Annotated in this window: 12 protein-coding genes; 8 read left to right on the forward strand and 4 right to left on the reverse strand. The window is 58.3% G+C overall.

Annotated elements, in window-relative coordinates:
- The 4 genes from vgrG to ACWKV9_RS26705 all read right to left on the reverse strand — a co-directional run.
- A partial coding sequence (gene vgrG, locus ACWKV9_RS26690; RefSeq protein WP_483839107.1) for a type VI secretion system tip protein VgrG occupies window positions 1-636 on the reverse strand: 636 nt, incomplete at its 3' end.
- Between the two features lie 452 nt (window positions 637-1088).
- On the reverse strand, window positions 1089-1853 hold the full coding sequence (gene cobF, locus ACWKV9_RS26695; protein WP_483839108.1) for a precorrin-6A synthase (deacetylating): 765 nt from the start codon (window positions 1851-1853) through the stop codon (window positions 1089-1091).
- Complete coding sequence (locus ACWKV9_RS26700) at window positions 1846-2247, reverse strand: type II toxin-antitoxin system HicB family antitoxin (RefSeq protein WP_483839109.1); 402 nt, start codon at window positions 2245-2247, stop codon at window positions 1846-1848. The genes cobF and ACWKV9_RS26700 overlap by 8 nt, the downstream gene beginning before the upstream one ends.
- Before the next feature lie 35 nt (window positions 2248-2282).
- Window positions 2283-2465 (reverse strand): type II toxin-antitoxin system HicA family toxin, encoded by a 183-nt coding sequence (locus tag ACWKV9_RS26705; protein WP_483839110.1) that lies wholly within the window; start codon window positions 2463-2465, stop codon window positions 2283-2285.
- Window positions 2466-2615: 150 nt separating this feature from the next.
- Here ACWKV9_RS26705 and ACWKV9_RS26710 point away from each other — a divergent pair, with 150 nt between their 5' ends.
- The 8 genes from ACWKV9_RS26710 to ACWKV9_RS26745 all read left to right on the forward strand — a co-directional run bounded on the left by ACWKV9_RS26710 (window position 2616) and on the right by ACWKV9_RS26745 (window position 12314).
- Window positions 2616-3521: an AraC family transcriptional regulator gene (locus tag ACWKV9_RS26710; RefSeq protein ID WP_483839111.1), complete on the forward strand. Its 906-nt coding sequence runs from the start codon at window positions 2616-2618 to the stop codon at window positions 3519-3521.
- A 243-nt stretch (window positions 3522-3764) separates the two neighbouring features.
- Entirely contained in the window at window positions 3765-5090 is a 1326-nt protein-coding gene (locus ACWKV9_RS26715) for an ABC transporter substrate-binding protein (protein WP_483839112.1), read from the forward strand.
- An 86-nt stretch (window positions 5091-5176) separates the two neighbouring features.
- Window positions 5177-6109, forward strand: a complete 933-nt coding sequence (locus tag ACWKV9_RS26720) for a carbohydrate ABC transporter permease (protein ID WP_483839113.1) — start codon at window positions 5177-5179, stop codon at window positions 6107-6109.
- 10 nt (window positions 6110-6119) lie between these two features.
- Window positions 6120-6953 (forward strand): carbohydrate ABC transporter permease, encoded by an 834-nt coding sequence (locus tag ACWKV9_RS26725; protein ID WP_483839114.1) that lies wholly within the window; start codon window positions 6120-6122, stop codon window positions 6951-6953.
- A gap of 258 nt (window positions 6954-7211) precedes the next feature.
- On the forward strand, window positions 7212-8315 hold the full coding sequence (locus ACWKV9_RS26730) for an ABC transporter ATP-binding protein (protein WP_483839115.1): 1104 nt from the start codon (window positions 7212-7214) through the stop codon (window positions 8313-8315).
- Window positions 8316-8363: 48 nt separating this feature from the next.
- Window positions 8364-9866: a mannitol dehydrogenase family protein gene (locus ACWKV9_RS26735; protein WP_483839116.1), complete on the forward strand. Its 1503-nt coding sequence runs from the start codon at window positions 8364-8366 to the stop codon at window positions 9864-9866.
- Window positions 9867-9873: 7 nt separating this feature from the next.
- Window positions 9874-11355: a xylulokinase gene (gene xylB, locus ACWKV9_RS26740; protein WP_483839117.1), complete on the forward strand. Its 1482-nt coding sequence runs from the start codon at window positions 9874-9876 to the stop codon at window positions 11353-11355.
- Between the two features lie 20 nt (window positions 11356-11375).
- Window positions 11376-12314 carry a carbohydrate kinase family protein gene (locus tag ACWKV9_RS26745; RefSeq protein WP_483839118.1) on the forward strand — a complete coding sequence of 313 codons (939 nt, stop codon included), beginning with the start codon at window positions 11376-11378 and terminating at the stop codon, window positions 12312-12314.
- The last annotated feature ends 7 nt before the right edge of the window (window positions 12315-12321 follow it).

A 12321-nucleotide genomic window follows, 5' to 3' on the forward strand; every position in this document is an offset into this window, starting at 1 on the left:
GTGGCGCTGATCGTCGTGAAATTCCACCACCTCAATACGCAAACGCTCGTCAACCGTGAAGCGAAACCAGATCCCGATTTCGGCCAGCAAGCGGCGGATAAAGATCAGATCGTCCTCGCCGTACTGCATAACCTGTTCGCGACAGGGATACTCGCGCACGAGGTTAAAAACAAAGTCCTGCCCTTCGAACTGATGACGGCTGCGCAGAATGCTTTCGACGATCTCCGGCACTGACTGATGCTGGTAAATGCGGAACTGCCGGCCGCGTTCGAGCAAGGCCAGACGCGGCTGCAACGTAATTTCGTAGCGCGCTTCGTCGTTTGACCCGGACAGGCGTTTGAAGCCAGTGATCACCCCATGCAACGTGCGCAATGGCGGAACGACTTTGCCGATATCCCACGGCATCACCGGCGGCAAATCATGGGGCGCAGCATGGAGGCTGAAATCGGCCTGGTGCCTGAGCATGTCCGAGGCAGCAATGTCGTGGTCGCTGGAAGTGAATTCGATGCGGTATTTGAACGGCTGGCTCAGTTGTTCTTCGCCATCGAAGGCCAGCACGTCGAGCGTCGCTTCGATGCCGCGAACAACGAGGGTGTGGCGGCTGTGGTCGAAGAACGTGCGCGGTGGATTGAGCATTTCAGGCCTCCTTGGCTGCAGGCATAAACAGGCTGACGTTTAAATGAATAAACATTTAAACATTCAAACATATATTGAAATCAATACGAAACGTGGGATTGAGCAGCTCCAAATAAAAGAGCTAAGCCCATTAAACAGAGTGTTTAATTAATGCCTTACCGATTCGAATCGATAGTTCCGACTTACTGACTGACTGATAGTCTGCACCCTAGGCCAGTACAAGCCGTAATTCCAGCCCGAAACCATTATCAGGAAAGTTCTGCATAACTTACCGGATAACTCCTACAAAGCGCTCTAAACAGGGCACGCTCAATGGCAACTTAGTCCGAATGATGAAAGATAGTAGAGCTGAGATTGCCAAATTTATTAGCGAGTTGGCATGTCAGTAATAGCGGGCGTCGGCAGCAAATTTGAAAAAAGTCCAAAATGTCGCTGCCACGAACTTTGAAACCTCAGTTCAACACCCGCCGCAACAAATACGTATCCATAATCCACCCCTTACGCGTCCGTGCCTCGTTGCGGGCCTGCTTGATCTGTTCGCTGACTTCGCTCAGCTTCCCGCTGATCAGGATTTCGTCCGGCGTGCCGAGATAAGCTCCCCAGTAAATATGTAAATCCTCACCGACAAACCGCTCGAAGGTGCAATGGGCGTCCAGCATCACTACCACATTGTCGATGTCCGCGCCCTGCCCTTGCGCCAGTTGCCGGCCAGTAGTGATGTGGATCGGCTCGCCGATGCGGTTGAGCGGGATGCGGTGCTGAGCCACCAGCGCCTGAACGCTAGTAATGCCGGGGATGACTTCGTAGTCGAAGACCTGCCTGCCACGCTCCAGCACCCGGTCGAGAATCCGTAGCGTGCTGTCGTACAGCGCCGGGTCGCCCCACACCAGGAACGCTCCGGTCTCGCCCTCGCCGATTTGGTCGGCAATCAGTCGTTCGAACAACACCGCCCGTTGTTCGTGCCAGCTTTCTATGCCAGCGCGGTAAGAGTCTGGATCGTCCTCGCGTCGAGGGTCCTGCACCTGAACCAGGCGGTAGTCACTGCTCTCGATGTAGCGCTCGCAGATGTCTTTTCTCAGGCGCAGCAGTTCATCGTCGGCATAACCCTTGTCGAGGATGAAGAACACCTGCGTGCGGTTCAGCGCCCTAATTGCCTGCACCGTGATGTGCTCGGGATTGCCGGCACCGATTCCGATGAGGAGGATCGTTTTACTCATGCAGTTCTCTGAGCGCAGCCGTTGCCAGAAAGCCTGATCGCGAGCTGTAGCGCTGATCGATTTTGACCTTTGCATCGATACGTTCGAGCAGATGCTCTGGCAGCGTCGCATTGAACCGGACCGCCTTGCCGAAGTAAGGGGTTACGTCGAACTCGACAACCGCCCAGACGCCGCCCTCGAAATCAGGATTGTGGATATGCACGTCGATTTCCTTCGCTTCAGGAATCGGGTCGCCGTCGGCTACCAATCCTTCAAAATGCAACGCCAGTGCCTGCCTGACGTTATCGAGCGCCTGCGCGACGGTGGCACCGGCCGAAAAACAACCGGGTATGTCCGGAACGGTAACGCCGTATACCGAGTCGGGGTCCTTGTGCAGAACGACAGGTAATTTCATGTGTGTAGTTGCCTCGTCGTATGACGGTGCGGCCCTCATTTCAGGCCAGCCTGTTTCAGAATATTGTGAATAGTGCCTCGGGGCAGATCGTCTTTGGGATGTGGCACTGTAACTCGACCCTGTTTGACCGGATGTTTGTACTGGCAGTGACTGCCTCGGACTTCCACCAGAAACCACCCATCCGCTTCAATTTTTTTGATCATCTCCCTGCTTCGCATCAGCCTATTCCCTTATTGACTGATGTGTACAGTACACACTGAGGAACCAGTCTGCGCCTGAAGGAGTGCTGGATTAATCAAACCAGATGTAACCACCCCCAAAAATAGTGCACATTACCCCCAACGCCACCCCATCTTCCCGGCACCCGCATGTCCAAAACAACAAGAGTCACCGATCCCTCCTACGAGCTGATGGACGACCACAATGGCCTGTCGATCATCTATCGCGAGCATGGGTTTCCCTGTCCGCTGGTGCGCTGGCATTTCCACAAGGAATACGAGCTGCACCTCATCACTGCCAGTTCCGGCAAGGTGTTCGTCGGCGACTATATTGGCAACTTTTACCCCGACTCGTTGTTTCTCACCGGCCCGAATCTGCCGCATAACTGGATCAGCCAGATCGAGGAAGACGAAGTCGTGCCCAAGCGCGACATGCTGGTGAACTTCACCGATGATCTGCTCGAAAGCGGCAATCAGGTGTTCGCCGAATTGCGCACCCTGACACCGCTGCTGGAGCGTGCGCAGTACGGCATCGAATTTCGTTGCAAGCGCACTATTCGACAAGCCAGCCGGCTGATGCAAAAGATCGCCGAGTCCAGTGGAATGACCCGCTTGGGACACTTTTTCATTCTTCTGGAGTTACTGGCGGCGAGCGATGATTTCCAGTTGCTGTCCGGCACCACCGCGCCGCAGATGGCTGACGAGCACAGTGTCGATCGCACTAACAAGGCCGTGGACTACATTTTTGCCCACTACGCTCGCGAGTTGCCGTTGGAAGAGGTGGCGGAATACTTGGGCATGAAGCCGACCTATTTCTCCCGCGTGTTCAAGCAAGCCACCGGTCGCTGCTTCGTCGAGTTCGTCAACCGGCTTCGCATCAGCAAGTCCTGCGAACTGCTGGCCGACGGCGACAAACCGGTCACGGATGTGTGTTTCGAGTCCGGTTTCAATAATATTTCCAACTTCAACCGCCGCTTCCAAAAGCTCAAGGGCATGACGCCTTCGCACTACCGGCGCCTTGCCGTTCAGCGAATGACTGAGCAAAACCTGTACTGATCCACCCCGTTTCCCGCTCCTTCTACTACGCTGGAACTGCGCCGCGCCATGCCGGGGTGTGGTTTTGGCGCGCTGGAGCATGAACTACCAGTGCAAAATAGTATCAGTTCAAGTGCGTCGCAGGATTTGTCATCGTCCGTGCAGACCGTTGTAATCAGCTGACATTCTTTCGGGCATCACGGAAGAACAAAAAAACAATAACCGAGCTTCTGCCGTTCAACGGACGCAGAAGAGGAGTGACAAATGAAGACCTCTGCAAAAGTGTTGCTTGCTGGTACCTGTCTGACTCTCTCCCTGACTCTCCCCAACGCCGCTAACGCTGGCGACGTCACCATCGCCACCGTCAACAACAGCGACATGATCCGCATGCAGCGGCTGTCGAAAACCTTCGAAGAACAGCATCCCGATATCAAGCTCAAGTGGGTCGTCCTGGAAGAGAACGTCCTGCGTCAACGCCTGACCACCGACATCGCCACCAAGGGCGGGCAATTCGATGTGCTGACCATCGGCATGTACGAAGCGTCACTTTGGGGTGCCAAAGGCTGGCTGCAAGAGCAGAAAGATCTGCCAGCGTCCTACGCGCTGGATGACGTTTTCCCTTCAGTGCGTGACGGCCTGTCCGTCGATGGCAAGCTGTTCGCCCTGCCGTTCTACGCCGAAAGCTCGATCACCTACTACCGCACCGACCTGTTCAAAGCCGCTGGCCTGACCATGCCGGAGCGTCCAACCTGGACGCAAATCTCCGAATTCGCTGACAAGCTCACCGACAAAACCAAAGAGCAATACGGTATCTGCCTGCGCGGTAAAGCCGGTTGGGGCGAGAACATGGCACTGATCAGCACCGTCGCCAACTCCTTTGGCGCGCGCTGGTTCGACGAGCAGTGGAAGCCGCAGTTCGACCAGCCTGAATGGAAGAACGCGCTGAACTACTACGTCAACGTGATGAAGAAGAATGGCCCGCCCGGCGCCTCCAGCAACGGCTTCAACGAAAACCTGGCGCTGTTCAATAGCGGCAAATGCGCGATCTGGGTCGATGCCAGCGTCGCCGGTTCGTTCGTGACCGACAAAACCCAGAGCAAAGTGGCAGACAACGTCGGCTTCACCTATGCCCCGCACGAAGTCACCGACAAAGGCTCCGCCTGGTTGTATTCGTGGGCTCTGGCGATCCCGACCAGCGCGAAAAACCAGAAGGACGCTCAGGCGTTCACCCAGTGGGCGACTTCTAAAGAGTACGCCGCACTTGTGGCTGAGAAAGACGGCGTGTCCAACGTGCCGCCTGGCACTCGCGCATCGACCTACACCGACGAGTACAAAAAGGCCGCGCCGTTCGCCAACATCACTCTGGAATCGCTCAAAGCTGTGACGCCCAAAGCACCGACGCTCAAGCCTGTGCCGTATGTGGGCATCCAGTTAGTGACCATTCCTGAGTTCCAGGCGATTGGCACTTCAGTAGGCCAACAGTTCTCCGCTGCACTGGTGGGCACCAGCACTGTGGACGCCGCGTTGAGCAACGCGCAGACCGCAACCGAACGCGACATGAAGCGAGCGGGTTACCCGAAAAAAGGCTGACCCTTAGTCAGTACAGGTCCCGGTATCCGGGGGCTTATTTGCCCCTGGTTACACCGCTCAAGCTTATGCCCCGGTTCGGAGTCACCATGAATACCTCAACCCTCCCCCCTCGCGTGGAATCGTCCAGCGATAAACCGCAAGCCAAAGGCAGCGTGACCAAGCCCGGCTGGTTCCTGGTCAGTCCTTCGGTATTGCTGTTGTTGATCTGGATGGTCGTCCCGCTGGGCATGACCATTTATTTCTCGCTGATCCGCTACAACCTGCTCAATCCGGGCGAAGAAGAATTCGTCGGCCTGGAGAACTTCCAGTACTTCGTCACCGACAGCGGTTTCCTGCCCGGCGCCACTAACACCATTCTGCTGGTGGGCAGCGTGCTGCTGATCAGCGTGGTCCTCGGCGTTTTGATCTCCGCGCTGCTGGAAGCCAGTGAGTTTTTTGGCCGTGGCATCGTGCGTGTGCTGCTGATTTCACCGTTTTTCATCATGCCCACGGTCAGTGCGCTGATCTGGAAGAACCTGATTTTCCATCCGGTGTCGGGGATTCTCGCCTCGGTGTGGAAGCTGTTTGGCGCGCAGCCCATCGACTGGCTTGCCAATTACCCGCTGCTGTCGATCATCATCATCGTGTCCTGGCAGTGGCTGCCGTTCGCGATCCTGATTCTGATGACAGCGATGCAGTCCCTCGACCAGGAACAAAAGGAAGCCGCCCGTCTCGACGGCGCTGGTCCGATCGCGATTTTCTGGCACCTGACACTGCCCCACCTGGCGCGTCCTATTGCCGTGGTGGTGATGATTGAAACGATTTTCCTGCTCTCGGTGTTCGCGGAAATCTTCACCACCACCAACGGTGGTCCGGGTTTCGCGTCAACCAACCTGGCGTACCTGATCTACAACCAGGCGCTGCTGCAATTCGACGTGGGCATGGCGTCCGCTGGCGGCTTGATCGCCGTGGTCATCGCCAACATTGCCGCCATCATCCTGATTCGGATGATCGGCAAAAACCTCACCGACAAGTCCTGAGGGCCGGATCATGATGACGCTCAAACAATCCCGTCGCCTGCAAAGCCTGATGCTCGGCACCTTGTCGTGGCTGATCGCGGCGCTGATTTTCTTCCCGATTTTCTGGATGGTCCTGACCAGCTTCAAGACCGAGATCGACGCCTTCGCCACGCCACCGCAGTTCATCTTCACGCCGACCCTGGAAAACTACCTGCACATTCAGGAGCGCAGCGATTACTTCCACTTTGCTTGGAACTCGGTGCTGATTTCATTCAGTGCCACAGCGCTGGCGTTGCTGATCGCGGTCCCGGCCGCCTACTCCATGGCGTTCTTCGAAACCAAGCGCACCAAAAGCACGCTGCTGTGGATGCTTTCCACCAAGATGCTGCCACCGGTGGGCGTGCTGATGCCGATCTACCTGCTGGCCAAGACCTTTGGCCTGCTGGATTCGCGCATTGCACTGATCGTGATCTACACGCTGATCAACCTGCCAATCGTGGTGTGGATGATTTACACCTACTTCAAGGACATCCCCGGCGAGATCCTCGAGGCCTCGCGGCTGGACGGCGCAAGTACCCGGCAGGAGATTTTCAAGGTGCTGATCCCGATCTGCAAAGGCGGCCTGGCCTCTACCGCGCTGTTGTCGCTGATCCTGTGCTGGAACGAAGCCTTCTGGTCGCTGAACCTGACCTCGTCCAACGCTGCGCCACTGACCGCATTGATCGCCTCCTACTCAAGCCCGGAGGGTTTGTTTTGGGCCAAGCTGTCCGCCGTTTCGACGCTGGCGTGCGCGCCGATTCTGATCTTCGGCTGGATCAGCCAGAAACAACTGGTACGCGGGCTGTCGTTTGGTGCCGTGAAGTGAATGAGCAATTTGCAAATTTGATTCTGGCCGCAGGCCGTAGGAGCTTGGCTTGCCAGCGATCTGCCGGGAACCGGCAGCAGAACTGAAGGATGCGTTCGTACTGTGCCACCGGGTGTCACAGTTTTTGCTGCCGGTTCCCGGCAGATCGTCGGCAAGCCGGACTCCTACGCCTCCGGCAGAAGCGACGGCCAAGCATGCCCAGGTAGATTCAGCATTTGAGCGTTTCTAAATCATCGAAGAATAAGACTGGAGCCCCACATGGCTAACCTGACAATCAGAAATCTACAAAAAGGCTTCGACGGCCACCAGATCATCAAAGGCATCGACCTGGACGTCAAAGACCGTGAATTCGTGGTCTTCGTCGGTCCGTCGGGCTGCGGCAAATCCACCCTGCTGCGCTTGATCGCCGGGCTTGAGGACGTGACCTCCGGGACCATCGAACTCGATGGCCGCGACATCACCCAGGTCACCCCGGCCAAGCGCGATCTGGCGATGGTGTTCCAGACCTACGCCCTGTACCCGCACATGACCGTCGGCAAAAACCTGTCCTTCGCCCTGGATCTGGCCGGTGGCGACAAGGCCGAAATCAAACGCAAGGTCGATGAAGCGGCGCGCATTCTGGAACTGGGCCCGTTGCTGGAGCGCAAGCCCAAGCAATTGTCTGGCGGACAGCGCCAGCGGGTCGCCATCGGTCGCGCCATCGTGCGTAACCCGAAGATTTTCCTGTTTGACGAACCGCTGTCCAACCTCGACGCCGCGCTGCGGGTGCAGACCCGTCTGGAGTTGTCGCGCCTGCACAAAGAGCTGCAAGCGACGATGATTTACGTGACCCACGATCAGGTCGAAGCCATGACACTAGCCGACAAGGTGGTGGTGCTCAACGGCGGCAAAGTGGAACAGGTCGGCTCGCCGCTTGAGCTGTATCACCACCCGGCCAACCTGTTCGTCGCGGGCTTTCTCGGTACCCCGAAAATGGGCTTTCTCAAGGGCAAAGTCAGCGCGGTGCAGGCTACCGGCTGCGAAGTCACTCTGGACGCCGGCACCACCATCAGCCTGCCGTTCACCAATGCGCAACAGAGCGTTGGCGATGCCGTCACCCTGGGCATTCGCCCCGAGCACCTGAATCTGGCCAAGGACGGCGATTGCTTGCTGACGGTCATTGCGGATGTCAGCGAGCGTCTGGGGAGCGACACCTACTGCCACGTGCGCACGCAAGCGGGCGAATCCCTGACCATGCGCATTCGCGGCGACCTGGCCAGCCAATACGGCGAGACCCTGAAGCTGCATCTGGATAGCGCTCATTGCCATTTGTTCGACGCCCAGGGCCAGGTCATCACCAAGGCCCTGCAAGTTGCCGCTTGATCCCTCGCGTGTGAAAGCCATTGCGCGAACAATTTCGAGATTGAAGTCATGAAACTGAATAAGCAGAACCTGTCCCGGCTAGACCCCAGCGTCGTGCTGCCGTCCTACACCCTCGATCAGCGCCGTCAGGGCATTGCCCACATCGGCGTGGGCGGCTTTCACCGCGCGCACCAAGCTTTTTACACCGACGCGCTGATGAACCTCGGCGCCAAAGAGAACACGGGCGAAGGTCTTGACTGGGCAATTTGCGGCGTCAGCCTGCGCGAAGAAGACCGCGCCAATTTTGAAGCACTGAAAAGCCAGGATTTCCTGTTCACGCTGTTCGAGCTTGGCGATACCCCGGACACCGAAACCCGCATCATCGGCGCCATGGACCAGATGTTGATGTCCACCGACAGCGACCTGTCCCTGATCGACAAGCTCGCCAGCCCGGACATTCGTATTGTCTCGCTGACCATCACCGAAGGCGGTTATTGCATCGACGACAGCACTGGCGAATTCATGAGCCAACTGCCGCAGATCCAACACGATCTGGCCCACCCCGCTACGCCGAAAACCGTGTTCGGTTATCTGTGCGCCGCGCTGACCCGACGCCGCGCCGAAGGCACGCCCGCTTTCACCCTGATGTCCTGCGATAACCTGCCGCACAACGGCGGCGTGACCCGCAAGGCGCTGCTGGCGTTTGCCAAACTTCGGGACGCGGAATTGCATGACTGGATCGCCGAACACGTTAGCTTCCCCAACGCCATGGTCGACCGCATCACGCCGATGACCAGTACCGCCCACCGCCTGCAGTTGCATGACGAAAAAGGCATCGACGACGCCTGGCCGGTGGTCTGCGAACCCTTCGTGCAATGGGTGCTGGAAGACAAGTTCGTCAACGGCCGCCCAGCGTGGGAAAAGGTCGGCGTGCAGTTCACCGACGACGTCACGCCCTACGAAGAAATGAAAATCAAGCTGCTCAACGGCAGTCACCTGGCGCTGACGTATCTGGGCGCGCTGAAGGGCTATCGCTTCGTTCACGAAACCATGAACGATCCGCTGTTCGTCGAGTACATCCGCACCTACATGGACCGCGACGTCACCCCGCAATTGCCGTCGGTGCCGGGCATCGACCTGGAAAGCTATAAGGACACGCTGATCGAGCGTTTCTCCAACCAGGCCATCGCCGACCAACTGGAGCGCGTGTGCTCGGACGGCTCGTCGAAATTTCCGAAGTTCACCGTGCCGACAATCAACCGCTTGATTCTCGACGAAGGCAATCTGGACCGCGCGTCATTGGTGGTCGCGGCCTGGGCGCTTTATTTGCAGGGTAACGAAGGCGAAAACGGCGTGGCCTACAAGATCGTCGACCCCCGGGCCGACTTCTGCAAAGCCTTGGTGGCCGATGATGTGCTGATCACCCAACGGCTGCTGGAAGTGGAAGAAATCTTCGGTGCGGCGATCCCGAAATCCGCCGAGTTCGTGGCGTCGTTCGAAAAGAACCTGAACAGCCTGAAACAACTGGGCGTCAGCAAAACCCTGGAAAAACTGTTGGGCAAACACGCCTGAGGTGAGCATGTTTCTCGGAATCGATTGCGGTACACAAGGCACAAAAGCCATCGTCCTCGATGCCGTCAATGGCAAGGTGCTCGGCGAAGGATCAGGCGCGCACCACATGATCAGCGGCGCCCACGGGCGTCGTGAGCAGGATGTTCAAGAGTGGCTGAATGCGTTCGAGTCAGCCACCGCCGCTGCGCTGAAACAGGCCGGGATTTCTGGCTCGCAGATTTTGGGCATCGGCGTTTCAGGCCAGCAACACGGGCTGGTGATGATCGACGATCTGGGCCATGTACTGCGCCCGGCCAAGCTGTGGTGCGACACCGAATCGGCCCCTGAAAACGATCGATTGCTTGATTACTTGGGCGGCGAAGCCGGTTCGCTGGAGCGTCTGGGTATCGCCATCGCGCCGGGTTATACCGTGTCGAAACTGCTGTGGACCAAGGAGCAGTTCCCGGAGCTGTTCGCGCGCATCGACAAGATTCTGCTGCCCCACGACTTTCTCAATTACTGGCTGACCGGGCGCTGCTGCAGCGACTACGGCGACTCGTCCGGCACCGGTTATTTCAACGTGCGCACCCGCGAGTGGGATCTGGACATTCTCAACCATATTGACCCGAGTGGCCGTTTGGTCAACGCCCTGCCCAAGCTGCTGGAAGCCGATCAGCCGGTGGGGCGGATTCTGCCGGCCATCGCTGAACGCCTGGGGCTCAACCCCGAGGCCATCGTTTCCAGCGGCGGCGGCGACAACATGATGGGCGCCATCGGCACCGGCAACATCGCGCCGGGGCTGATCACCATGAGTCTGGGCTCGTCGGGGACGGTGTATGCGTTTGCCGATGAAGCCAGCATCAGCAATCAACCCTCGGTGGCGACGTTTTGTTCGTCATCCGGCGGTTGGTTGCCCTTGATCTGCACCATGAACCTGACCAACGCCACCGGGGCGATTCGTGAGCTGTTCGCTTTGGACATCGCAGCATTCAATCAAGCGGTCAGCGCTGCTCCGATCGGCGCACAAGGGGTGCTGATGTTGCCGTTCCTCAATGGCGAACGGGTACCTGCCCTGCCCCACGCCACCGGCAGCATTCACGGGCTGGACAGCACCAATTTGAGCCAGGCCAATCTGTGCCGGGCGGTGGTGGAAGGCACGACCTTCGGCCTGCGCTATGGTCTGGACTTGCTGCGTGACAGCGGCATCAAGAGCGCCAACATTCGCCTGATCGGGGGCGGTGCGAAAAGCGCGGTGTGGCGACAGATCGTCGCCGACATCATGGACACTCCGGTGATCTGCACCACGGGCAGTGAAGCAGCGGCACTGGGCGCAGCAATTCAGGCGGCGTGGTGTCAGTCCCGGGAAAGTGGCGAAGGCCAGTCGTTGCAGGCATTGTGCGAGCGTTGCGTGAGCCTCGAGCCGAGCAGCGAGACACGGCCGATCCCGGAGAACGTCGCGGCCTATCAAAGCGTTTATCAGCACTATCGCAATCAATTGCAGGGCGTCTGACCGCCCTTAACGGAGCACCTATGTATCTCGTCTGTGGCGAAGCACTGTTCGACTTTTTCAGCCAGCCGGACAGCAGCGGTCAGAGCAACAAACTGGGCTTTCAGGCGATTGCCGGTGGCTCGCCGTTCAACGTCGCGGTGGGCTTGCGGCGACTGGGTGTGGAGGCCGCTTTCTTCGCCGGGATTTCCACCGATTACCTGGGCCGCCGACTGGTCACGGTGCTGGAAGAAGAAGGCGTGCGTGATGAGTTTCTGGTTCACATCGACGCGCCTACTACTCTGGCGATGGTGGCGGTGGGTGCCGATGGCTCACCGCATTACAGCTTTCGTGGCGAAGGCTGCGCGGACCGTTCACTGAGCGTTGAGCACTTGCCAGCGCTGAATGACAGCGTGCGTGGCCTGCACGTCGGGTCGTTTTCGCTGGTGGTGCAGCCGGTGGCCGATGCGCTGTTGACGCTGGTTCGGCGCGAAAGTGGCAAGCGCTTGATCACCTTCGACCCCAACGTGCGTCTGAACCCGGCACCGAGTATCGAGCTGTGGCGCAGTCAGGTGAGCACGTTTGCCGAACACGCACACATCATCAAAGTCAGCGATGAGGATTTGCATCTGCTGTATCCCGACAGGGATGCCGAAGCGGTCGCCAAGGGCTGGCTCAAGGACAACTGCCAACTGGTGATCATGACCCGAGGCCGCCAGGGCGCGAGCATCTTCACCCGAGACAAAGGCAACTGGTCCGTACCGGCGCGGGAAGTCATCACCGCCGATACCGTGGGCGCGGGCGACACTTTCCAGGCGGCGTTAATCACCTTCCTAACCGAACGTGGCCTGGACACCCCCGCGAGCCTGCCGACACTGAACCGTGACACCCTGACCGAGATGCTCAACTTCGCCGTCGCTGCCGCTGCCGTCACCTGCACCCGAGTGGGTCCGGACTTGCCGTATCGCGATCAGGTGGTTTGATCGCAGG

The organism is Pseudomonas corni (genome assembly GCF_057128765.1).

Bases quoted from the DNA above. Each gene is read 5' to 3' on its own strand.
- ACWKV9_RS26745 (WP_483839118.1), top strand. From the start codon at position 11,376: ATGTATCTCGTCTGTGGCGAAGCACTGTTCGACTTTTTCAGCCAGCCG.
- ACWKV9_RS26720 (WP_483839113.1), top strand. From the start codon at position 5,177: ATGAATACCTCAACCCTCCCCCCTCGCGTGGAATCGTCCAGCGATAAA.
- ACWKV9_RS26730 (WP_483839115.1), top strand. From the start codon at position 7,212: ATGGCTAACCTGACAATCAGAAATCTACAAAAAGGCTTCGACGGCCAC.
- ACWKV9_RS26710 (WP_483839111.1), top strand. From the start codon at position 2,616: ATGTCCAAAACAACAAGAGTCACCGATCCCTCCTACGAGCTGATGGAC.
- ACWKV9_RS26725 (WP_483839114.1), top strand. From the start codon at position 6,120: ATGATGACGCTCAAACAATCCCGTCGCCTGCAAAGCCTGATGCTCGGC.
- ACWKV9_RS26700 (WP_483839109.1), bottom strand. From the start codon at position 2,247: ATGAAATTACCTGTCGTTCTGCACAAGGACCCCGACTCGGTATACGGC.
- xylB (WP_483839117.1), top strand. From the start codon at position 9,874: ATGTTTCTCGGAATCGATTGCGGTACACAAGGCACAAAAGCCATCGTC.
- ACWKV9_RS26735 (WP_483839116.1), top strand. From the start codon at position 8,364: ATGAAACTGAATAAGCAGAACCTGTCCCGGCTAGACCCCAGCGTCGTG.
- ACWKV9_RS26715 (WP_483839112.1), top strand. From the start codon at position 3,765: ATGAAGACCTCTGCAAAAGTGTTGCTTGCTGGTACCTGTCTGACTCTC.
- cobF (WP_483839108.1), bottom strand. From the start codon at position 1,853: ATGAGTAAAACGATCCTCCTCATCGGAATCGGTGCCGGCAATCCCGAG.
- ACWKV9_RS26705 (WP_483839110.1), bottom strand. From the start codon at position 2,465: ATGCGAAGCAGGGAGATGATCAAAAAAATTGAAGCGGATGGGTGGTTT.